The sequence below is a fragment of the Microbacterium murale genome (genome assembly GCF_014635185.1).
GTDB classification, from domain to species: domain Bacteria; phylum Actinomycetota; class Actinomycetes; order Actinomycetales; family Microbacteriaceae; genus Microbacterium; species Microbacterium murale.
Genome location: NZ_BMCM01000004.1, coordinates 305,512 through 327,760, shown reverse-complemented (window position 1 = coordinate 327,760; position 22,249 = coordinate 305,512). Strand labels below are relative to the sequence as shown.

22 protein-coding genes are annotated in these 22,249 nt (G+C 67.2%); 12 read left to right on the top strand and 10 right to left on the bottom strand.

Annotated features, from left to right (window positions below; translation table 11 throughout):
* Position 1: 1 nt before the first annotated feature.
* The 5 genes from pstC to IEV67_RS13930 form a co-directional block, all read right to left on the bottom strand.
* On the bottom strand, positions 2-970 hold the full coding sequence (pstC, locus tag IEV67_RS13950; RefSeq protein ID WP_188437170.1) for a phosphate ABC transporter permease subunit PstC: 969 nt from the start codon (positions 968-970) through the stop codon (positions 2-4).
* Between the two features lie 137 nt (positions 971-1,107).
* A complete protein-coding gene (pstS, locus tag IEV67_RS13945; protein WP_188437169.1) occupies positions 1,108-2,211 on the bottom strand; it encodes a phosphate ABC transporter substrate-binding protein PstS in 1,104 nt (367 codons plus the stop codon).
* Between the two features lie 134 nt (positions 2,212-2,345).
* Positions 2,346-3,317, bottom strand: a complete 972-nt coding sequence (locus IEV67_RS13940; RefSeq protein ID WP_188437168.1) for an NUDIX hydrolase — start codon at positions 3,315-3,317, stop codon at positions 2,346-2,348.
* Positions 3,314-5,479, bottom strand: coding sequence for an RNA degradosome polyphosphate kinase (locus IEV67_RS13935; RefSeq protein ID WP_188437167.1), 2,166 nt, complete (start codon positions 5,477-5,479; stop codon positions 3,314-3,316). Before IEV67_RS13935 ends, IEV67_RS13940 begins: the two co-directional genes overlap by 4 nt.
* Before the next feature lie 67 nt (positions 5,480-5,546).
* Positions 5,547-6,230 (bottom strand): winged helix-turn-helix transcriptional regulator, encoded by a 684-nt coding sequence (locus IEV67_RS13930; RefSeq protein ID WP_188437166.1) that lies wholly within the window; start codon positions 6,228-6,230, stop codon positions 5,547-5,549.
* Between the two features lie 138 nt (positions 6,231-6,368).
* Between IEV67_RS13930 and IEV67_RS13925 the strand changes: the two genes are divergently transcribed.
* From IEV67_RS13925 to ygfZ, 3 genes are all read left to right on the top strand, one after another.
* On the top strand, positions 6,369-6,659 hold the full coding sequence (locus tag IEV67_RS13925) for a hypothetical protein (RefSeq protein ID WP_188437165.1): 291 nt from the start codon (positions 6,369-6,371) through the stop codon (positions 6,657-6,659).
* Between the two features lie 191 nt (positions 6,660-6,850).
* On the top strand, positions 6,851-7,453 hold the full coding sequence (locus IEV67_RS13920; protein ID WP_188437164.1) for a heme-binding beta-barrel domain-containing protein: 603 nt from the start codon (positions 6,851-6,853) through the stop codon (positions 7,451-7,453).
* Positions 7,454-7,455: 2 nt separating this feature from the next.
* Positions 7,456-8,580 carry a CAF17-like 4Fe-4S cluster assembly/insertion protein YgfZ gene (ygfZ, locus tag IEV67_RS13915; protein ID WP_188437163.1) on the top strand — a complete coding sequence of 375 codons (1,125 nt, stop codon included), beginning with the start codon at positions 7,456-7,458 and terminating at the stop codon, positions 8,578-8,580.
* Here ygfZ and IEV67_RS13910 read toward each other — a convergent pair.
* On the bottom strand, positions 8,559-9,398 hold the full coding sequence (locus IEV67_RS13910; RefSeq protein ID WP_188437162.1) for a class I SAM-dependent methyltransferase: 840 nt from the start codon (positions 9,396-9,398) through the stop codon (positions 8,559-8,561). The genes ygfZ and IEV67_RS13910 overlap by 22 nt on opposite strands.
* Before the next feature lie 35 nt (positions 9,399-9,433).
* On the opposite strand from IEV67_RS13910, the gene IEV67_RS13905 reads away from it, so the two are divergent.
* Positions 9,434-10,183 carry a phosphoglyceromutase gene (locus IEV67_RS13905; protein ID WP_188437161.1) on the top strand — a complete coding sequence of 250 codons (750 nt, stop codon included), beginning with the start codon at positions 9,434-9,436 and terminating at the stop codon, positions 10,181-10,183.
* Positions 10,184-10,249: 66 nt separating this feature from the next.
* Here IEV67_RS13905 and phoU read toward each other — a convergent pair whose 3' ends face one another.
* Positions 10,250-10,972 carry a phosphate signaling complex protein PhoU gene (gene phoU, locus IEV67_RS13900; protein WP_188437160.1) on the bottom strand — a complete coding sequence of 241 codons (723 nt, stop codon included), beginning with the start codon at positions 10,970-10,972 and terminating at the stop codon, positions 10,250-10,252.
* A 196-nt stretch (positions 10,973-11,168) separates the two neighbouring features.
* Here phoU and IEV67_RS13895 point away from each other — a divergent pair, with 196 nt between their 5' ends.
* Both IEV67_RS13895 and IEV67_RS13890 read left to right on the top strand, forming a co-directional pair.
* Entirely contained in the window at positions 11,169-12,386 is a 1,218-nt protein-coding gene (locus IEV67_RS13895) for a sensor histidine kinase (protein WP_188437159.1), read from the top strand.
* A complete protein-coding gene (locus tag IEV67_RS13890; RefSeq protein WP_188437158.1) occupies positions 12,383-13,066 on the top strand; it encodes a response regulator in 684 nt (227 codons plus the stop codon). The genes IEV67_RS13895 and IEV67_RS13890 overlap by 4 nt, the downstream gene beginning before the upstream one ends.
* 74 nt (positions 13,067-13,140) lie before the next feature.
* Here the strand turns inward: IEV67_RS13890 and IEV67_RS13885 are convergent, their stop codons facing one another.
* Positions 13,141-13,620, bottom strand: a complete 480-nt coding sequence (locus IEV67_RS13885) for a DNA modification methylase (protein WP_188437157.1) — start codon at positions 13,618-13,620, stop codon at positions 13,141-13,143.
* Positions 13,621-13,754: 134 nt separating this feature from the next.
* Here IEV67_RS13885 and IEV67_RS13880 point away from each other — a divergent pair, with 134 nt between their 5' ends.
* Genes IEV67_RS13880 through IEV67_RS13860 form a run of 5 tightly spaced genes read left to right on the top strand, consistent with a single transcriptional unit; the run spans position 13,755 to position 18,564 of the window.
* Positions 13,755-14,237 (top strand): CarD family transcriptional regulator, encoded by a 483-nt coding sequence (locus IEV67_RS13880; protein WP_033106646.1) that lies wholly within the window; start codon positions 13,755-13,757, stop codon positions 14,235-14,237.
* 35 nt (positions 14,238-14,272) lie between these two features.
* A complete protein-coding gene (gene ispD, locus IEV67_RS13875) occupies positions 14,273-15,463 on the top strand; it encodes a 2-C-methyl-D-erythritol 4-phosphate cytidylyltransferase (RefSeq protein WP_188437156.1) in 1,191 nt (396 codons plus the stop codon).
* Between the two features lie 9 nt (positions 15,464-15,472).
* The gene (cysS, locus tag IEV67_RS13870; protein ID WP_188437155.1) at positions 15,473-16,912 is read left to right on the top strand and encodes a cysteine--tRNA ligase; all 1,440 of its coding nucleotides are present in this window, start codon (positions 15,473-15,475) and stop codon (positions 16,910-16,912) included.
* Entirely contained in the window at positions 16,905-17,915 is a 1,011-nt protein-coding gene (rlmB, locus tag IEV67_RS13865) for a 23S rRNA (guanosine(2251)-2'-O)-methyltransferase RlmB (RefSeq protein WP_188437154.1), read from the top strand. Before cysS ends, rlmB begins: the two co-directional genes overlap by 8 nt.
* Positions 17,916-17,925: 10 nt before the next feature.
* Positions 17,926-18,564, top strand: a complete 639-nt coding sequence (locus IEV67_RS13860; protein WP_188437153.1) for an NAD(P)-dependent oxidoreductase — start codon at positions 17,926-17,928, stop codon at positions 18,562-18,564.
* Positions 18,565-18,567: 3 nt separating this feature from the next.
* On the opposite strand, the gene IEV67_RS13855 is transcribed toward IEV67_RS13860, so the two are convergent.
* On the bottom strand, positions 18,568-19,872 hold the full coding sequence (locus tag IEV67_RS13855) for a DUF4032 domain-containing protein (protein ID WP_188437152.1): 1,305 nt from the start codon (positions 19,870-19,872) through the stop codon (positions 18,568-18,570).
* 67 nt (positions 19,873-19,939) lie between these two features.
* The gene (locus IEV67_RS13850; RefSeq protein ID WP_188437151.1) at positions 19,940-21,046 is read right to left on the bottom strand and encodes an ABC transporter ATP-binding protein; all 1,107 of its coding nucleotides are present in this window, start codon (positions 21,044-21,046) and stop codon (positions 19,940-19,942) included.
* 216 nt (positions 21,047-21,262) lie between these two features.
* On the opposite strand from IEV67_RS13850, the gene IEV67_RS13845 reads away from it, so the two are divergent.
* Positions 21,263-22,216, top strand: a complete 954-nt coding sequence (locus IEV67_RS13845) for a DsbA family protein (protein ID WP_188437150.1) — start codon at positions 21,263-21,265, stop codon at positions 22,214-22,216.
* Positions 22,217-22,249 lie beyond the last annotated feature (33 nt).

Here is a 22,249-nt window from a genome sequence, read left to right as displayed (position 1 = left end):
GTCAGTTGGCTCCCGAGAACTCGGCACGGCGCGACACGATCCAGCGTGCGATGAAGTTGACCGCGAAGGTCACGATGAAGAGGATCAGACCGGCCGCGATGAGGGTGTTGACGCCCGAATCGTGGGCCTCGGGGAACCGCAGCGCGATGATCGCGGGGATCGTCGTCGGGTTCTCCGGGTTGAGCAGGTTGAAGGTGACGATGCCGAGCGGCGAGAGCACGAGCGTCACAGCCATAGTCTCGCCGAGTGCGCGTCCGAGACCGAGCATCGCGCCCGAGACGATGCCGCTTCGAGCGAAGGGGAGCACAGCCATCCGCACCATCTCCCAGCGGGTCGCCCCGAGAGCGAGCGCCGCCTCTTCGTGCAACTTGGGCGTCTGCAGGAAGATCTCACGGCAGATCGCCGTCATGATCGGCAGGATCATGACGGCGAGGACGAGGGATGCCGTCAGGATCGTCTTGCCCGTGCCGGACGGCGTACCGCCGAAGATCGGGATCCAACCGAGATTCGTGTTGAGCCACTTGTAGAACGGCACGAGCATCGGAGCGAACGTGAGGGCGCCCCAGAGCCCGAAGACGACCGAGGGGACGGCCGCGAGCAGGTCGATGATGTAGCCCAGCAGGCCGGCGAGCCTGCGAGGTGCGTAGTGCGAGATGAACAGCGCGATGCCGATCGCGATCGGGGCGGCGATGACCAGGGCGATCAGGCTCGACCACAGCGTTCCGAAGACGAACGGCCACACCCACGTGATGAACGACTGTCCCTCGAGGATGTGGTTGTCGGACGTGTCGGGGGCGAAGGCCGGAATGGCCTGCACGATCAGGAAGACGGCGACGGCGGCCAGCGTGATGAGGATGATGATGCCGGCACTGAGAGCGGTGCCGGAGAAGATGCGATCTCCAGGGCGAAGCACGGCCTTCGGTGACACGGGCGAACGGGTGCTCTCGGTTTCCGTCGTGGTGGTGGTCATCTGAGTGGCTCCACGGGTGTTCGGAGGGATGTGCGGGGTGTGTTCATGCGTGTGCCCCCGCGGCGCTGGTGCGATCGATTCGACCAGTGCCGCGGGGGCTTCTGCACGGTTCTCAGCTTATGGCTGAGGGGGCCGTGTTACTCAGTGACGATCGCGTCGATCGCGGCGTTGACCTTCTCGCGCAGATCGTCCGAGATCGGGGCGTTTCCAGCAGCCTCTGCGGCGACATCCTGGCCCTCGGCCGACGCGACGTACTGGAAGTACCCCTTGACGAGCGCGGCGACCTCGGCGTCTTCGTAGTCGACGCACCCGATGAGGTACGACACCAGGGCGATCGGGTACGAGCCGGCGGGAGCTGCAGCCGGGTCGACCGCGAACGCGAGGTCGTGAGCCGAACGGCCCTCCTCGAGCGGCGAAGCGGCGACCAGTGCGGAGGCTGCCTCGGCCGAGTAGGGGACGTACTCGCCCTCGACCTCGACAGCGACCTGACCGAGGTCTGAAGTCTGCGACGCGTCGGCGAAGCCGATGTAGCCGACGCCGTTCGTGATCGCGCTCACGACACCGGAGGTGCCGTCGGCAGCCTCACCGGTCGACAGCGGCCACTCGTCGCTGGCCTCGTTCGTCCACACATCGGGAGCGACGGCCTCGAGGTAGGCGGTGAAGGTCTCCTGCGTGCCGGACGCGTCGGCGCGGTGCACCGGGACGATCGCCTGGTCGGGGAGTGTCGCATCCGGGTTCTGGTCGGCGATGGCCGCGTCGTTCCAGTTGGTGATGGTGCCGGCGAAGATGCCAGCGATCGTCGCGCCGTCGAGGTTCAGCGTGTCGACGCCCTCGAGGTTGAACGCGACGGCGACGGGGGAGATGTAGACCGGGATCTCGACGATCTCGTCCGAGGTGCACGAGCCGAAGCCGCCTGCGGCGATCTCCTCGGCGTTGAACGCACGGTCGGAGCCGATGAAGTTGGACGAGCCGGCGAGGAAGTTCTCGCGGCCGGTGCCGGAACCCGTGGCGGTGTAATTGATCGTGGTGTCGGGGTTGGCGGTCTGGAACGCGGCGACCCAGGCCTGCTGGGCTGCTTCCTGAGAGGAGGCGCCGGTGGCTTCCACCGAGCCGGAGAGAGTCGAGGTCGACGGCTCGCCAGAGCCCTCGGGGGTTCCGCCTTCGTTCGCGGCACAACCGGCGAGAGCGAGAGCGGCGACGGCGCCAACGGCGCCGATACGAGCGATTCGGGAGATCTTCACTGTGGATCCTTCGATCGTGGATGGTTGAGGCCCGGTGCAGGGCACACAGTGACGCTATGGGCGGCGGTTAACGAGACTCTCCCGCACGGGTAAACGGGAGGTGAACGACTGGCAACCCCTTGGGGTGGCGAGGATCAGGGCTTCGGAACGTGCGTCTCGATCGAGATGATCCCCGAACCGGGGTTGGTCGCCGACAGATGCGCGACCGAGAAGGCGGCGACCTCGAGCGCGGAGGCGCTGCCGAGGTACGAGCCGTGCAGGGTGCCGGTGGCCAGAGCCAGCTCACTGAGCAGACCGGGCAGGACCGGGCCATGACTGCAGAGGACCGCCGGCTTGCGGGCGCGCACGCGCTTGCCGATCACCGCGCGAAGGTCGGATCGACCCTCTTCCCATGCATCCTGGCTGATCAGTTCCGTTTCGACGGGTTTGCGATCCAGTGCCTTCGCGAGGGGAGTGACCGTCTGCACGCAGCGCTCGGCATCGCTGGTGATGATCTTTCGCACACCGAAGGCCCGCAGCGGGGCGACGATCGCCTTGGCCTGCTTCCTCCCGCGGTCGGTCAGGATGCGCGACGCGTCGGAGCCGTCCCAGTCCGAGCGCGAGACGGCCTTCGCATGGCGCAACGCGATGATCGGGAAAGTGTGCAGCACGCCGTCGTCGACGAGCCGCTCGAACTCGTCGAGGATCTCCAGATCGACCGGGTAGCTCAGGTTCTTGCGCGCCTTCTTCAAACTCACCCATTCGATCGCAGCGATCTCGTGGTTGGGGACGAACGTCGAATTGCGGATGGCCTCCTCGGTGGCCTCTGCCGCCCAGTAGTGCACGACCTTCTGCCGCTTGGGGCGCATGAAGTAGCGGCTGACTCCTACGGGAACGCCGAGAGCCACCCGGATGCCGGTCTCTTCATGAACCTCGCGCACGGCCGTCTGCGCGAGCATCTCACCCGGATCGACCTTGCCCTTCGGCAGCGTCACATCGCGATACTTCGTGCGATGGATGAGCAGGATGCAGAGCTTGGCATCGACAAGACGCCACACCACCGCGCCCGCGGCGTACACGGCCTTGTCATCGCGCACCACCTCGGTCGCGTCCTGATGAAGGGTCATCGCACCGTCCGCGTACGCCGGCGGCGTCGGATCTGGCTCATCGTCTTGTCCTGCAGATCGACGAGCGACTCCCCATCCGCGTTCACAGAGTGACGTGTCCACACGCCGTCCTCGCCGAGATGCCACGAGATGGTCCCGTCATCCAGCGCGAGGTCGAAGAACGACAGCAGCTCGCTGATGTGAGCGGGGTCCGTGACACGGACGAGCGCCTCGACGCGGCGATCGAGGTTGCGATGCATCATGTCGGCGCTGCCGATGTGCACCTGCGGGTCGCCGTCGTTGTCGAATGCGAAGATCCGGGAGTGCTCCAGGTAGCGCCCCAGGATGCTGCGCACTGTGATGTTGTCGCTGATTCCTGGCAGGTCGACCTTGATGCTGCAGATGCCGCGCACCCAGATGTCGACCTTCACCCCGGCCCCGCTCGCCCGGTACAGCGCATCGATGATCTCCTCATCGACCATCGAGTTCACCTTGATGCGGATGTGGGCGGCCTTGCCGGCCTCGGCGTTCTTGCGCTCGTTGTCGATCTGACGCAGAAGACCCTTGCGCAGGTGCAGGGGAGCGACGAGCAGGCGCTTGAACTTCTTCTCGATCGCGTAGCCGCTGAGCTCGTTGAAGAGACGGGTGAGGTCCTTGCCGACCTGCGCATCGGCGGTGAAGAGTCCGAAGTCCTCGTAGATGCGGCTGGTCTTCGGGTTGTAGTTGCCGGTGCCGACGTGCGAATAGTGCTGCAGCTTGCCGTCTTCCTCGCGGATGACCAGCGCGAGCTTGCAGTGCGTCTTGAGACCGACCAGGCCGTACACGACGTGCACGCCGGCTTTTTCGAGCTTGCGGGCCCAGACGATGTTGTTCGCCTCGTCGAAGCGTGCCTTCACCTCGACCAGGGCGAGCACCTGCTTGCCGGACTCTGCCGCGTCGATCAGCGCCTGCACGATGGGGCTGTCACCGGAGGTGCGGTACAGCGTCTGCTTGATCGCGAGTACGTCGGGGTCGCGGGCTGCCTGCTCGAGGAACGCCTGCACGCTGGTCGCGAACGACTCGTACGGGTGGTGCACCAGAACGTCGCTCTTGCGGATGGCCCTGAAGATGTCGGCACGGCTGTTCGAGCCCGTCGGCTGGAACGGGACCGCGGTCGTGGGCAGATGCGGCGGGTATCGCAGGTCGGGTCGGTTGACGCGGGACAGCGAAAAGAGTCCGCGGAGATCAAGTGGGCTCGGCAGCCGATAGACCTCCTGGTCGGTGATGTCGAGCTCCTTGATCAGCAGATCGAGGGTCAGATCATCCATGTCGTCGGCGATCTCGAGGCGGATCGGCGGCCCGAACCGGCGCCGGAGCAGTTCCGCCTCGAGCGCCTGGATGAGGTTCTCGCTCTCGTCCTCCTCGATCTCCACGTCTTCATTGCGGGTGAGGCGGAACGCGTGGTGATCGAGCACCTCCATGCCGGGGAAGAGGTCGCCGAGGTGGTTGGAGATGAGGTCTTCCAGCGGGAGGTAGCGTGCGATCTCGCTGTTGCCAGGCACCTCGACGAGACGCGGGAGCATGGGCGGCACCTTGAGGCGCGCGAACTCCTGCCGACCGGTGCGCGCATTGCGGATGCGGATCGCGAGGTTCAGAGACAGACCGGAGATGTAAGGGAAGGGATGAGCGGGGTCGACCGCGAGGGGCATGAGCACCGGGAAGACATGCAGCTGGAAGTACTCGGTGAGTGCGGCGCGTTCGGCGTCGGTGAGCATGTCCCACTCGGTGATCTCGATCCCGGCATCCGCCAGCGCAGGGCGTACCGACTCGGTCCACGCGGCGGCGTGGCGCAGCTGCAGGGCGTGCGCTTCGCGGGAGATGTCGGCGAGCACATCCGCGGGGGAGCGGCCGACGTTCGTCGGCACGGCGAGACCGGTGACGATGCGGCGCTTGAGGCCGGCGACGCGCACCATGAAGAACTCGTCGAGGTTGCTCGCGAAGATCGCCAGGAAGTTCGCGCGCTCCAGCTCGGGGAGCGTCGCGTCTTCGGCGAGTTCCAGCACTCGCTGGTTGAACGCGAGCCAGCTGACCTCCCTATCGTGGTAGCGATGGTCAGGCAGCAGGGAGTCCGGGGACTCGATGGCATCGAAGTCATCGTCCTCGGCATCACCCAGCCCGGCGTCAGCGAGCGCGGAATCGATCATGGAGTACATCTTGGCACCGCCAGATGACACGCGCGTGAACGAGTTGGCATCATGTCACCGCGCCGCGTCATCGTGCCGCGGCGAGCTGGTCCTCGTCGTAGACGTTGAAGCGGTAGCCGACGTTGCGAACCGTGCCGATGATCTGCTCCTGGTCGCCGAGCTTGGCGCGCAGGCGCCGAACATGCACGTCGACCGTCCGCGTGCCTCCGAAGTAGTCATACCCCCACACCTCGCTGAGCAGCTGCTCGCGGGTGAACACGCGTGAGGGATGCGTGGCGAGGAAATGCAGCAGCTGGAACTCCTTGTACGTGAGATCCAGCGACCTGCCGTGCAGCTTGGCCGAATACGACTGCTCGTCGATGGTCACACCGGATGCCTGGACTCGGGAGGGCTCGGCCGTGGCCTCGCCGCGCGCGATCGCCAGGCGGATGCGGGCATCCGTCTCCGCAGGTCCGGCGTCGGTCAGCAGTACGTCGTCGATGCCCCAGTCACCTGAGACGGCGCTCATCCCGCCCTCGGTGACGACGAGCAGAAGCGGCGCGTCCTGGCCCGTCGTGCGCAGCAGCTTGCACAGCGACTTGGCCGCGGAGAGGTCGTGGCGCCCGTCGACGATGACGATGTCGCTCTCGGGGGCGCTGACGAGCTGCGCCGGCTCCGCGGGGATCTGCCGCACACGGTGGCTCAGCAGTTCCAGGGCGGGCAGCACTCGCTCCGAAGCGGGAGCTGAGGTCAGAACAAGGAGCAGGGCCACGCACTTTCCTTCCGGGCTGCGGGTACCGTCGCCCTGAACGGCGATCGAGTACGACGCCGTGCGCCAATGATACCCAGCGACGCAGATGGTCGTGACGCGCAACCGCGGATCAGCCGCCTGATGGGTGACAATGGAGACATGTCCGAACCTGCTCTCGCGCCGCGCAGCCCCTTCGGTGGCGTCGTCATCGTATGGGGCGCTGCGCTTCTCGCGGCGATCGCGATCGGCATCTTCGTGCCCGCCGAGTGGCGAGTGCAATGGCTGATCGTCGGCTTCGGCGGAGCGGTGCTGCTCTCCTTCGCCCTGCAGCTCTGGTACGGCCAGACGAAGGGGTTCATCCTCCGCACCGCGGCCAGCGTGACCGGTGCCCTGCTTCTGCTCGGAGTCGTCTCCGCCGGATTCGCCCTGGCGGCTCTCGTCCCCGCGTGACGCGCGCGCTCGCCGCCGTGCATCCGCCCCAGGGGTAGAGTGGGAGCCATGGATCTCGTCGCACTCGAACTCTTCTTCATCGGTCTGCTGGGCCTTGCGAGTCTCGCGATCGCCTTCGTGGCCGGCACCGTGCTGTGGAACCTGTTCCGCGGCCAGCGCTGATCCGAGACACGTGCTGATCGGAGAGCGCAATGCTCGAGCTTCCCACTGACCTGCCGGCAGATCTTGCCCCGCTGAGTTGGCTCATCGGCGTCTGGGAGGGCACTGGTGTCATCGAGTACACCGCCGACGGCCACCGCTTCGAGGGCGAGTTCACGCATCGCGTCAGCTTCAGCCACGACGGCGCCGGGTACCTGAACTATTCGGCCACAGGATGGACGGCGGCCGCTGAGGGCGAGTCGTCGGTCGCGCTGGTCGCAGAGTCCGGGTTCTGGCGTCTCTCCCGGCCCGCCACTGCCGCGGATCCTGGGCCGGCCCTGCTGCCGCCCGTCGAGAGCGCACCCGCGCGCACCGTGGACGACGTCGAGCAGTTGCGAGCGGTGTCAGGCGGGTTTCCGATCGAGGTGTCCCTCGCGCACTCGGATGGCACGCTCGAGCTGTATCTGGGCGAGATCAACGGCCCCCGCATCGACATCGCGACAGACGCGATCGTGCGCGGCGCCGGCGGCAAGGAGTACGGCGCGGCGAGTCGCATGTACGGCCTGGTCGATGGCCATCTGCTGTGGGCATGGGACATCGCAGCGCTCGGAACCGAGCTCGCCTCGCACGCGTCGGCTCGCCTGGCGAAGGTCTGACGATGAGCGCCTTCTCCGCCCTGCCCGGCGCCGTGTCAGAAGATGAAGTCGTTCTCCATTTCGGGGATCCGATCCGCGAGCAGCGACGTCTCGTCGCCGGCACCGCAGTGGCACCTCTCGGCGATCGCGTGGTCATCGAGGTCGCAGGCGTCGACCGCCTGAGCTGGCTGGACTCCATCACTTCGCAGTCGGTCACGGGACTCGGCGCCGGTGACAGTACCGAACTGCTGATCCTCGATCCGCAGGGGCGCGTCGAGCACGCCGCCGGCGTCCTGGAGGACGGTTCGTCGGTCTGGCTGATCGCGGATGCTGCGGATGCCGAGTCGCTCGCGGTCTGGTTGCAGCGCATGGTGTTCCGCTCCCGCGTGACCGTCGCGGTTCGGCGTGAGCTCGGTCTGATCGGCTTCTTCGCAGGCGGCGACGCCGAGGCCGTCGTGCGTGGGCTTGCGCTCAGCCCGAACGGTGTCCCTCTCGTATGGGCCGACCCGTGGGCGGCGGTGCAACCGGGTGGTCACCAGTACGCGACGACCGAACAGCATCCGTCCGCCTCGTACGAGTGGCGGGTGGCGATCGTCGATGCGGATGCCGCGGCATCCGTCGTCGGTCTGATCGGCGAAGCCGTGGTGGGCGTCGCCGGCACCCTCGCGACCGAGGCGCTGCGCGTCGCCGCCTGGCGTCCCCGGTGGACGAGCGAGGTCGATGAGCGCTCGCTGCCGCACGAATCCGACTGGATCCGCAGTGCGGTGCACCTGAGCAAGGGATGCTATCGCGGCCAGGAGACCGTGGCGAAGGTGCACAACCTCGGGCATCCTCCACGCCGCCTCGCAGCCCTGCAGCTCGATGGCAGCGATGACGTCCTTCCCTCACCGGGTGACGCTGTGTTCGCCGCCGAAGACGAGGTCGGTCACATCACGTCCGTGGCGCGGCATCATGAGGACGGCCCGATCGCCCTCGCGATCCTGTCCCGGAGGGCACCGATCGGCGACCTGATCGTGAAGGCCGGCGGCGCCGACATCGCGGCCTCACAGCAGGTGATCGTTCCGGCCGACGCCGGCGCCACTGCCGACATCCCCCGACTGACGCGGCTCTCCCGCCGCCCTGCCGGTCAGGATCCTCGCAACGCCTGAGCGGGTGCCACAGCATCCCACGGCACAGTGAGCTCGCCGAGCCGCCAGCGCCTGCGGTCGCCGACCACCGGCCACCCGTGCGCCTTGAGGGCGCCGACCGCGGCGACGAAACGCTGCGTGGCGCCGAACGTGGACAGCGGCGCCGCATACTCCCATTCGCGATCGAGCTCGACCAGCAGACTGTGGATGCGCTCGCCGGGCACGTTGCGATGAATCAGCGCCTTGGGCAGCCGCTCCGCGACGATGCTGGGGCGTTCGAGCTCCGCCAGGCGCAGGGAGATCGTGAACTGCAGCGGTCGTCCGGCGGACGAGACGTCGACCCAGCTCGCGATGCGGCCGATCTCGTCGCAGGTTCCCTCGAAGAGCACGCCGTGCGGCGCGAGCCGTGCAGCCATCGACGCCCATGCGGCGGGGACATCGGCTTCGTCGTACTGACGCAGCACGTTCATCGCCCTGATCACGGCGGGCCTGCGCCCTGCGCCCAGCGGCACCTCGAACCCGCCGCGCGCGAAGGAGACGGCGAGATCGCGGGCGAAGGAGGTGCGCCCTGCGCGCACTTCCTCGAGTTGCGCGCGGGCGGTGGCGACGCGGTCGGCGTCGAGCTCGAAGCCGATCACCTCCACGTCGGGGCGCACGCGAGCGAGTCTGGTGGCCAGTTCGAACGCCGTCACACCACTCGCCCCGTAGCCGAGGTCGATGACCAGGGGGTCGGCGGCGGTTCGCAACGCTGCGCTCGCCGCGATCCAGCGGTCGTTCCTGCGCAGTCGGTTGGTCCCCGTGGTGCCCCGGGTGGGGCGGCCGAGGGGAGATGGCGCCATGCATCCATTGTCCCAGACCTCATAGACTGGGACGCATGACTGCGACGCGCACCCTCATCCTGCTCCGCCACGGCCAGAGCGAGTGGAACGAACTGAACCTCTTCACCGGTTGGGTGGATGTCCGCCTCACCGAGCAGGGCAAGAACGAGGCCCGTCGCGGCGGTGAGCTGCTCGCAGAGTCCGGTCTGCTGCCCGACGTGCTGCACACCTCACTGCTCAGCCGCGCGATCCAGACCGCCGACATCGCGCTGGACGCCGCCGACCGGCTCTGGATCCCGGTGACCCGCTCCTGGCGCCTCAACGAGCGCCACTACGGCGCGCTGCAGGGCAAGGACAAGGCGCAGACGCTGGAGGAGTTCGGTCCGGAGCAGTTCCAGTTGTGGCGTCGTTCGTTCGACGTGCCGCCGCCCCTGCTCGACGACGAGAGCGAGTTCAGCCAGGTCCACGACGCCCGCTACGCCGACATCGACGGAGAGGTCCCTCGGACCGAATCGCTCAAGATCGTCATCGATCGCCTGCTGCCCTACTGGGAGAGCGCGATCGTCCCCGACCTCGAAGCGGGCAAGACGGTCCTGGTCACGGCGCACGGAAACTCGCTGCGCGGTCTGGTCAAGCACCTCGACGGCATCAGCGATGATGCGATCGCCGAGCTGAACATCCCCACCGGCATCCCGCTGGTGTACGAGCTGGACGAGAACAACGTGCCCACCGGCCCCGGTCGCTACCTCGACCCCGAGGCCGCCGCAGCGGGAGCTGCCGCCGTCGCGTCCCAGGGCAAGAAGTAACCTCGCCTCACGACGAAGACCCCCTGCCGACGGCAGGGGGTCTTCGTATGCAGGGGTCGTGAACGATCAGGCAAGGCCCTTGCCGTCGGGGTCCTTGGCTTCGTTCGCGTGCGCTTCTGCTGCTGCGAGGGCGATGTCCTCCTCGTCGACAGCCCAGTCGCCGGTGGCGAGATACACGACCTTCTTCGCGATGGCGACGGCGTGGTCCGCGAAGCGCTCGTGGTAGCGGCTCGCGAGAGTGGCATCGACGGTTGCGCCGGCCTCGCCCTTCCAATTGTCGCTGAGCACCTTCTCGAAGACCTTGGCGTGGAGCTCGTCCACGTCGTCATCGGAGTTGCGGATCGTGTCGGCGAAGCGCAGATCCTGGGTGCGCAGGAGCTCGCTGAGGGTGCGTGCGATCTCGACGTCGAGCTCACCCATCCGGGTGAACGTGCTCTTCAGCCCCTTCGGGATGGCGCGCTCGGGGAAGCGCAGGCGCGCGAGCTGAGCGATGTGCTCCGACATGTCGCCCATGCGCTCGAGGGATGCGCTCACTCGGAGCGCGAAGACGACGATGCGCAGGTCGCGTGCGACGGGCTGCTGACGGGCGAGGATCTCGATGGCCTGCTCGTCGAGCTTCACCGCGAGATCGTCGATCTTCGCGTCGTCTGCGATGACCTCCTCCGCGAGTGCGACGTCACCGGTCGCGAAGGCCCGGGTCGCCTTGTCGATGGAGACCGTGACGAGGTCGGCGATCTCCACGAGACGAGACTGCACATCCTCGAGGGACTGATGGAAGAGTTCACGCATGAGCGCGCAACCTTTCGTTCGGAGCTCGGGCGGTCTGGCCGGCTGATGACGGGCGCTGCTGTGTGCGCACGCCCTTGCTGATTGTGTTCGTCGAAGGTTAACGAACGGTGCCCAGCACGTGAATACTAGTTCGCCTGCGTCCGAGATGGCGCGGAAACCCGCCAGAGCCGAGGTGAACGCACTCTACGCTGGTGACATGACCACGCCGCAGATCGCGCTGCTCGCCCTCGCCGTCGGGCTGGCGATCGGAATAGGGCTGGCCGCGCTCGTGTTCTGGGCGTACCGCGCTCGCGCCAAGGTGGTGGAGGAATCATCCACCAGGGTTCCGCAGGGCACGGTCGACGTTCTCGAGAGCATGGACGATGCGGCGTGCGTGATCGACTCATCCGGACTCGTGCTGGCCATATCCCACGCCGCTGCGCGCTTCGGCATCGAGGTCGGTGCGACGCTCGACAACCCGGAGCTGCGGGAACTCGTGCGCACGGTCCGTTCGATAGGTGCGTCCTCCACCGAGACGATGCGCATCACGCGCCCCGGCGTCAGCCTTGATCCGCGACTGGTGTCGGCGAGGGCGAGCGAGCTGGCCGCGCGCCTCACGCTGCTGATCATCCGCGATGTGACGGAGCAGGAGCGCCTTGACCAGATGCGCCGTGACTTCGTCGCCAACACCAGCCATGAGCTGAAGACCCCTGTCGGGGCGGTGAGTCTGCTCGCCGAGGCCATCGAGTCCGCCGCGGACGATCCGGCGCAGGTGCGGATCTTCGCGTCACGCATCTCTGCAGAGGCGGCAAGGCTCGGACAACTCACCGGCCGAATCATGAGTCTCTCGCGTCTTCAGACCGCCGACGGCGCCAACGACTTCGGTCCCGTGGCCATCGACGAGGTCGTCGCCGCTTCCATCGAGGCTCACGCCGTGCAGGCCGATTCCGCCGGCGTGGAGCTCATGCGCGGAGGCGACAGGGGAGTGTTCGTCCGCGGCGATCTGCAGATCCTGATCGAGGCGGTCGGTAACCTCGTCGCCAACGCGATCCTGTACTCGCCGACGGGCTCGCGCGTCGGCGTCGGCGTCAAGATCGAGGGGGAGACTGTGGAGATCGCCGTCTCCGATCAGGGCATCGGCATCTCGGAGTCGGACCGGGAGCGCATCTTCGAGCGCTTCTACCGCGCTGACGAGGCTCGCTCGCGGCGCACCGGCGGCACGGGGCTCGGACTCTCGATCGTGAAACACGCCACGCAGCGTCACGGCGGTGAGGTGCGGGTGTGGTCGAGGCCGAGTCGCGGATCGACCTTCACCATGGTGCTGCCTCGGATCGACGCCCCGATGCCGGAGACGACAGACCGCAAGACCAAGAAGCGCGCCAAGAAGGCGGCCAAGGCCGCGGCAGTGCGCGCCCGAAACGGAGAGACCGTATGACCCGAATTCTTCTCGTCGAGGACGAACCCGATCTCGCCGACCCCCTTGCCTATCTGCTGCGCCGTGAAGGCTACGAGGTGGAGATCGCGGAGGACGGACCGGGTGCGCTGACGGCGTTCAGAGAGCGCGGAGCCGACATCGTCCTTCTCGACCTCATGCTTCCCGGTATGCCGGGCACCGAGGTGTGCCGGCAGATCCGCTCGACCTCGGCGGTGCCGATCATCATGCTCACGGCGAAGGACTCGGAGGTGGACATCGTCGTCGGGCTCGAGCTCGGCGCGGATGACTACATCACCAAGCCATATTCGTCCCGCGAGCTGCTCGCACGCATGCGCGCGGTGCTGCGCCGGGTGGTGCAGGCCGACAGCGATCTCGATGAGCGAGTGCTCGACGGCGGGCGCGTCACGCTCGACATCGATCGGCACACCGTCACGGTCTCCGGTGAGGAGATCAACATGCCGCTGAAGGAATTCGAGCTGCTCGAGGTGCTGATGCGCAACTCCGGTCGAGTGCTGACTCGCGGTCAGCTGATCGATCGGGTGTGGGGCAGCGATTACTTCGGCGACACCAAGACGCTCGACGTGCACATCAAACGCATCCGCTCCCGCATCGAGGAGAACCCGGGCGAGCCGGTCATGCTCGTCACCGTGCGCGGACTCGGTTACCGCTTCGAGGGCTGATAGCCGCAGACGCAGAGAGGCCGGTCACCCCGTGGGTGCCGGCCTCTCTGCGTGAGGGGTGTGGGAGCGCTCGATCAGGCGTCGTCCTCCTGCGGGACCAGGTCGGCGTAGTACGAGAGGGCCCCGTCGAGGACGGGCACGTCGGCGGCTGTGCCGGTGGCGTCGCCCGATTGGAAGTAGATCTTGATCGTGGCGCCGGGCATCGTGTCGAGGTCGTCGATGCGCAGCGGCTCGGCGTTCGCGCCGAGACTCAGAGAGTCACCGGCTCCCACCCGAAGGGTGAGGGGATCGAGGCCCTCGATCTCGACGGTGAGTGTCGCCGGCTTGTCGGTCGGGTTCACGATCGCGGCGATGAGGTTGCCCGTGGCGCCGTCGTCAGTCGCGATGACCATCGCGTTGCGAATCTCGAGAGGGCCGTCGGAGTCGGCGATGTTCACGCCGTCGGACGCCGAGTATTTGATCTCGGTCGACTGCGGGGTGATGAACGTGCATCCCGTGGCGCCGAGCAGAACAAGGGCGCTGATGGCGGCAGACGCTACAAGGCGCGATTTCACGAGTCCTCCTGGGAGATTTGGGATATCCGCATCCATTCTATGGGTACGCGAGGGGTGCCCATGCGGCCGTGCGGAGCAAACCTTAGTGCATGTCGCCTGTGGTATTCTGGAGGTTGCCGAAAGGACACGATTTTATGCTTTTTGAAGTTGGCGAGACGGTCGTCTATCCGCACCATGGGGCCGCGACGATCATCGAGGTCAAGGATCGCGTCATCAAGGGCGAGACGAAGAAGTACCTGAAGTTGAACGTCACCCAGGGTGACCTCATCATCGAGGTTCCTGCAGAGAACGTCGACCTCGTCGGCGTCCGCGACGTCATCGGTCAGGAGGGCCTCGACCACGTGTTCGAGGTGCTGCGCGCTCCGTTCACGGAAGAGCCCACGAACTGGTCACGTCGTTACAAGGCGAACCTCGAGAAGCTCGCCTCCGGCGATGTGATCAAGGTGAGCGAGGTCGTGCGCGACCTGTGGCGTCGCGATCAGGACCGCGGTCTGTCCGCGGGAGAGAAGCGCATGCTCGCGAAGGCCCGTCAGATCCTCATCTCCGAGCTCGCGCTCGCCGAGAAGTGCGACGAGGACAAGGCCGGGGCGCTTCTCGACGAGGTCCTCGCGTCTTGATGGCCGAGGCCCGCGGGCCTCGCTAGTGTGAGCGTGTGACTCTCATCCCTGTGCCCACGACGGCGATCATCGTCGTCGCGGCGGGTTCCGGAACACGTCTGGGCGCCGTGGCGCCCAAGGCGTTCGTCGGCATCGACGAGCACTCGGTGCTTCGACACGCGCTCGACGGCGTGTTCGCGGCCGAGGCCGCGCAGGTGATCGTCGTCGCGCCCTCAGGGCACGAGGGCGATGCCGAGACCGAACTGCTCGCCGCCGCAGGGGACCGGCACGACCTCGGTCGTGTCGTGACGGGTGGCGAGACGAGGCAGCAGTCCGTCGCCGCGGGTCTTGCAGCACTCTGGGGCGATATCACCACGGTGCTCGTCCACGACGCCGCGCGCGCCCTGACACCACCGGCCCAGATCGACGCCGTCGCCGCGGCGGTGACCATCGACGCCGGAGTGATCCCGGCGATCGCCGTCATCGACACGCTCAAGCGCGTGGATGCGGGTGATGTCGTCGCTGCGGTGGATCGTTCAGAGCTGGCCGCTGCCCAGACCCCGCAGGGTTTCCCTCGAGGGCTTCTCGAAGCGGCGTACGCCGCCGCGTCAGCGTCAGGCGTCGAGTACACCGACGACGCTGCGCTGTTCGCAGCCGCGGGGCATCCCGTGCGACACATCGCCGGTTCGGAGCGCGCATTCAAGATCACGACGCCGGGCGATCTGGCGCGAGCACGACAGATCCTCAATGTGCGGGCGGAGCCGGCCGGCACATCTTCTCCCCGCATCGGCGTCGGCACCGACGTGCACGCGTTCGGCGGTGAGGGGCACCTCTGGCTGGCGGGGCTCGAATGGCCGGGCGAGCAGCCGCTGTCGGGGCATTCCGACGGCGATGCGGTCGCGCACGCCGTGGTCGACGCCCTGCTCGGCGCTGCCGGGCTCGGTGACATCGGCGAGCACTTCGGCACCTCGCATCCCGAGTACGCCGGCGCACACGCCGATGTCTTCCTCGCACGCACGGCACAACTCGTGTCCGAGGCGGGTTTCACGATCGGCAACGTCTCGGTGCAGTTCCAGGGCAACCGTCCGCGATTCGCCGCTCGACGCGCGGAGGCCGAGCGAACGCTGTCCGCAGCCCTCGGTGGAGCATCGGTCGCCGTGACCGCGACGACGACGGACGGTCTCGGATTCACGGGCCGCGGTGAGGGCATCGCCGTCACAGCGGTCGCGCTCATATACCCCGGGTAGTCTGGTGCAGTGACTCTCCGCCTCTACGACACACGCGCACAGCAGCTGCGCGACTTCGTGCCTCTCGACTCCGAGAACGTCACGATGTACGTATGCGGACCCACGGTGCAGTCCGGCCCCCACATCGGTCACGTCCGTGCGGCCCTGAGCTTCGACCTCCTGCGTCGTTGGCTCACACATCGCTTCAGTCGGGTGACGTTTGTGCGCAACGTCACCGACATCGACGACAAAGTCCTTCTCAATGCGACGGATGCGGAGCCGTGGTGGGCGCTGGCGTACCGGATGGAACAGCAGTTCACGGCGGCGTATGCCGGCGTCGGCATCCTCGCTCCGACGTATGAGCCGCGTGCGACGGCATCCATTCCGCAGATGCAGGAGCTCATCCAGACTCTGATCGAGCGCGGGCACGCGTACCCCGCGCCGGACGGTTCGGGCGACGTGTACTTCGACGTGCGGTCGTGGCCGGAGTACGGTGCGCTCACGCATCAGTCAGTCGACGCGATGGAAGCCGCGGAAGATGCGGATCCCCGCGGTAAGCGCAACCCCCAGGACTTCGCCCTGTGGAAGGGCTCCAAGCCCGATGAGCCCGCCGACGCGATCTGGGCATCGCCGTGGGGCGCCGGCCGACCCGGCTGGCATATCGAGTGCTCTGCCATGGCCAGGCGCTACCTCGGATCGGAATTCGACATCCACGGCGGCGGGCTCGACCTGCGCTTCCCGCACCATGAGAACGAGCTCGCGCAATCGACGGCGGCGGGCGAGGGGTTCGCGCGGTACTGGGTGCACAACGGCCTGGTGACCGTCGACGGGCAGAAGATGTCTAAGTCGCTCGGCAACTTCACACTCGCCGCCGACGTGCTCGCCGCGCACGACCCACTCGTCGTGCGCTACGCGCTCGCCGCCGCGCACTACCGATCGAGCCTCGATCTGACCGAGTCGTCGTGGACCGAGGCAGATGCCGCACTGGGGCGCATACACTCGTTCGTCGAGCGGGCGGGGCGCGCAGTCGAACGGAACGGGACACGGCGTCGTGGGCGCGACTCGGACGACGAGGCCGTGGAGTACATCCCGCTGATCCCCGAAGAGTTCGCGTCGTCCATGGACGACGACCTCGGCGTGCCGCAGGCGCTCGCGGTGGTGCACGATCGTGTGCGGCGGGGGAACCAGGCTCTCGACGACGGCGACGACGCGGCCGCTGAACGGGCGTGGTACGAGGTGCGCGCGATGATCGGCGTGCTCGGCCTGGATGAGGCGCCTCTGGCAGCAGGTGGGACCGGCGCCGAGGCATCCGCTCTCGACGCGCTCGTGCAGACCATGATCACGCAACGCGCCCAAGCACGGGCCGACAAGGACTGGGCGACGGCCGACCGCATCCGCGACGCGATCGCGGCGGCCGGCATCGCTCTTGAAGACACAGCAGACGGAACTCATTGGAGTATTGATGGTTAAGCCACAGCGCCCCGGCGCAAACAACGGCAAGAAGAAGGGCCCTCTCAAGGGCACCGGCGGACTCGGGCGGAAATCGCTCGAGGGCCGCGGGCCGACCCCGAAGGCGGAGGATCGAGCCTGGCACCCCGCGGGCAAGCGCAAGGCTGCCGCCGAACGCTTTGCGGCCTCCGGCGGCAAGGGCAGGCCCGGTGGGCGTCCGAACAACGCGAGTAACCAGAACCGCTCGTCCAAGGCGAAGGCCGGCGACGAGACCGAGAACGTCACGGGACGCAACTCCGTGCTGGAGGCGTTGCGGGCCAAGATCCCCGCGACAGCGTTCTACATCGCGCAGCGCGTCGAGATGGACGACCGCGTGAAGGAGATGCTGTCGATCGCCACGCATCGAGGGATTCCCGTGATGGAGGTCACGCGGCAGGAACTCGACCGCATGGCCGGTTTCGACGGTGTGCACCAGGGCGTCGCGCTCAAGGTGCCTCCTTATGAGTACGCGCACCCACAGGATCTGCTCGAGCAGGTCATCGGTCGCGGTGAGCTGCCGCTGTTCGTCGCGCTCGACGGCATCACCGATCCGCGCAACCTCGGTGCGATCATCCGCTCGACGGCCGCCTTCGGCGGGCACGGCATCATCCTGCCGCAGCGTCGCTCGGCCGGTGTGAACTCCGCAGCCTGGAAGACGAGCGCCGGTGCCGCTGCACGCATCCCCGTGGCGATGGCGACGAACCTGACCACGCAGCTCAAGGAATTCAAGAAGCAGGGCGTGTTCGTGATCGGCCTCGACGGCGGTGGCGATGTGTCACTGCCCGACCTCGCACTCGCCGATCGCCCAGTGGTGATCGTCGTCGGGTCGGAGGGCAAGGGGCTCTCGCGTCTCGTCACCGAGAACTGCGACCAGATCGTGTCGATCCCGATCTCGGGGGCCACCGAATCGCTGAACGCCGGCATCGCGGCATCCGTCGCGCTGTATCAGGTGTCGACGGTGCGCGCGCAGCTCGCCGGAAAGTAGCCGGGAAATCATGGTGCGCATCGCCGTCATCGGAGGAACCGGGTACGCCGGCTCGAACATCGTCGCAGAGGCCGTGTCACGCGGACACTCTGTCGTCTCGGTGGCGCGTTCCGTGCCGACCGAGCGGGTGGAAGGCGCCGTGTACGTCGAGGGGAACATCCTCGACGTGCCAGGCCTGCTGACTCAGATCGAAGAGGTCGACGTCGTCATCCAGGCGCTTTCGCCGCGTGGGGACATGGTCGGCAAGGTCCGTCCGGCGACCGCCGAGCTGTTCGCGGCGCTGCCCGATGGCGTGCGTCTCGGTGTCGTCGGGGGAGCGGGCGGAAGCCTGGTCGCACCGGACGGCCCGCGGCTCGTGGATGCGGGTTTCCCTGAAGAGTTCAAAGCCGAAGCCATGGAGGCCGTCGGCGTGCTGGAGGACCTCCAGAATTCGCCGGAGGACAAGGACTGGTTCTTCGTGCACCCGGCCGGCGGATTCGGCAACTGGGCGCCGGGCGAGCGCACCGGGACGTACCGCGACGGCGGGCCGGTCATGCTGACGGATGCCGCGGGCGAATCGTTCATCTCGGGACGTGATCTCGGCGTCGCCTTCGTCGACGAGATCGAGAACCCGAAGCATCACCGCGAGAACTTCGCCGTCGGCTACTGACCGCTAGACGAGGTCACGCCAGTCGACCTCACCGGTGTCGTCGGCGACCGACACGGCGCCGGTCATCACCGGCAGCGACATGGTCTCGGTCGGCGGGCCCATGATGGTGGCCTCGTCGCGGCGGTGCCGCAGCACATCGTTGATGTACGAGGTGAGGACCTCTGCCAGCGGCACCGAGCGGCCGTTCGCCTGCGAGAGATACCAGCGGTGCTCGAGGACCTGGTGGAAGACCTCTGCCGGCTCCAGCTTGGCGCGCAGCTCGTAGGGGATCGCCCGCACGACGGGCTCGAACACCCGGGTGAGCCACTCGTGCGCGTACATCTCCTCGTCCGCCCACTCCTTCTTGGAGCGTGCGCGGAACTCATCGAGGTCGTTCAACAGCCGACGCGCCTGGTTCTCTTCGACATCGAGCCCGGTGAGCCGGATGAGACGGCGCTGGTGATGACCGGCATCCACGACCTTCGGCTGGATCTCGACGACGGTTCCATCTCCGGTGGTCGTCATCGACATCTCATCGATGTCGAAGCCGAGCGCATTCAACTGCTCGACGCGCTCCGTGATGCGCCAGGTCTCGTTCGCCGAGAACGACTCCTCGGCGGTCAGCGCCGCCCACAGCGAGTGATACGACGACACGATGCCGTCGGCGATGGCGACAGCATCCACCCCATGCTCCAGGCGCCCGCCGGCGGCGAGGTCCATGATCTCGCCGGCGATGTTCGTGCGGGCGAGGTCGAGGTCGTAGAGGCGCTGTCCTTCTGTGAGGCCCTCTTCGTGCAGTTCGCCGGTCTCGGCATCGACCAGATAGGCGGCGAAGGCGCCGGCGTCGCGACGGAAGAGAGTGTTCGATAGGGAGACGTCACCCCAGTAGAAGCCGACATTGTGCACCCGGACGAGCAGCAGCGCCAGGGCATCGACGAGCCGGGTAGCGGTGTCTGGACGCAGAACGCGAGTGAACAGCGCCCGGTACGGCATCGAGAAGCGCAGATGCGATGTCACCAGTACGGCCGGGAGCGGGGTGCCCGCGGCATCCGAGCGTCCGGCGATCACGGCGACGCGATCCACGCATGGCACGTCGAGCCTCGCGAGATTGCCGAGCATGTCGTACTCGCGCTGCGCCATCTCGGCGGTGGTCTCCTTGACGGCGACGACACGGCCGGACAGATCGGCGAAGCGCACCAGATGCCGGGAGAGTCCCTTTGGCAGCGAGACGATGCGCTCGGACGGCCATTTCGCGAGCGGAGTCGACCACGGCAGAGACAGCAGCTCAGGGTTGACCTTGCTGGCGGTGATGCGCAGTGCGTCCTGCATGTGACTCCAGGGGAAACGACACGGCGCGGGTGACCCGAAGGTCAGCCCGCGCCGTGTGCGATGGAACTTACGAGGCCGAGACGACCGGCTTGTCGTTCAGACGCAGGCCGGACTCGATGTCGAACGCGTGAACGTGCCCGACGGATGCCGCGAGCGTGACCGTCTCGCCGGCGTTCGGGTGGCTGCGGCCGTCGACGCGAGCGACCAGGTCGGTGCGCTTGCCGTTGATGTCGGTGTGGCCGTAGAGGTAGCCGTCAGCACCGAGCTCCTCGACGAGGTCGACCGTGACCGAGAGTCCCTTGCCGTCGGCGGGGCCGACGACGATGTCCTCTGGGCGGACGCCGACCGTGACCTGGCTGCCGTTCGCGCGGCCGACGGTGTCGCGGTCGAGCCCGACGACCTCGGTGCCGAAGCGCACGCCGCCCTCGGCAAGGTCAGCAGAGAAGAGGTTCATGGCAGGCGAGCCGATGAAGCCGGCGACGAACACGTTCTCCGGCTTCTCGTACAGGTCGCGGGGGGTGCCGACCTGCTGCAGGAGACCGTCCTTGAGGACCGCGATGCGGTCGCCCATGGTGAGCGCCTCGGTCTGGTCGTGCGTGACGTAGACCGTGGTGACGCCGAGGCGACGCTGCAGCGAGGCGATCTGCGTACGCGTCTGCACGCGCAGCTTCGCGTCGAGGTTCGACAGCGGCTCGTCCATGAGGAACACCTGCGGCTGACGGACGATCGCGCGACCCATGGCGACGCGCTGACGCTGACCACCGGAGAGCGCCTTCGGCTTGCGGGTCAGGTACTCCTCGAGGTCGAGGAGCTTGGCTGCCTCGAGCACGCGGGCGGCGCGCTCTTCCTTGTTGATGCCGGCGATCTTCAGGGCGAAGCCCATGTTCTCGGCGACCGTCATGTGCGGGTACAGCGCGTAGTTCTGGAAGACCATGGCGATGTCACGGTCCTTGGGCGGCACGTCGGTGACGTCACGATCGCCGATGAGGATGCGTCCGTCGTTGACCTCTTCGAGGCCGGCGAGCATGCGCAGGGACGTGGACTTACCGCAGCCGGAGGGGCCGACGAGGACGAGGAATTCGCCGTCTGCGACCTCGAGGTCGAGCTTGTCGACTGCCGGGCGGGTGCCGCCCGGGTACAGACGCGTAGCCGCGTCGAAAGTGACAGATGCCATTGTTTTCTCCTTCACCGGCAGGTACGTGCCGGACGATCCGTTGTGATGGATGCGGTGGGTATGAGCCACCCTGGCCCGCCATCGGGCCGAGTCAAGTATGGCACGGAGCCGCCGCACCTGGGTATTTCCCAGCCTGACTCGTTAACATCGATTGTGGTCCTGCTTGTGAAGAGGACACCGGGGAGCCCGTCCCCACCATGACTTTCAAGAGGAACGATGTCGAGCGACGAAACGCCGAACGTCCCCTCCCCTCGCAGTTCCCGTGAGGCGGTTCGGGAAAAGGCCCAGCAGGTGCACGCCAAGCAGTCCAGGGCGCGCATCATGCGACGGATCATCGTCGGTGCCGTCGCCGTCGTCGCAGTCGGCGCCATCGGCACCGCTGTGGCGATGGCGGTGACCTCGTCGGTCTCGGAGCCGACCATGAGCCCGAGCGGTATGGACTCCGACGGCATCGCCGTGAACACCGCTCCGAGCGTCGGCGCCGAGGAAGTGGCGGAGACGCCGGCGCCGGAGGAGACCGCGTCCGGCGCGACCGAGACGCCTGCTCCGACGCCGGAGCCGACGGCGTCGACGGCTGTCGTAGATGTGCACATCTACGTCGACTACCTCTCGCCGGGAGCCGGGGAATTCGAGCGCGCCAACGCGCGCCAGCTGGCCGGCTGGATCAATGAGGATGCCGTCACCGTGACGTATCACCCGGTGTCGATGCTCACCGCGAGCTCCAACGGCACGAAGTACTCACTGCGTGCCGCTGCTGCGGCAGCGTGCGTGTCCACGTATTCTCCGACGCAGTTCTACGCGTTCAACCATGAACTGCTGGTCGACCAGCCCGAGGTCGACACCAACGGCCGGTCCAACGTCGAGCTCGCCGATCTCGCCCAGGCGGTCGGTGTCGACGATCCCAAGGTCGTTCGCAGGTGTATCGAGAAAGAAGACTTCGCGTCATGGGCGAAGGACGCCACCTCGCGCGCCCTCGAGGGCCCGCTGGTCGGCTCCGACGACCTGGTGCTCACGAGCGCTCCGATGATCGTCGTGAACGGCGAGGCCTATGTCGGATCCCTGAAGGATCCTGCCGAGTTCTCGCAGTTCGTCCTGACCGTCGCCAGCGAGACCGACGCGACGCAGGCGCCGACGCCCACTCCGACGACGACAGAGACGCCGGCGGAGTAGCCCGGTTCAGAGACGTGCTCCACTCTCGCTAAA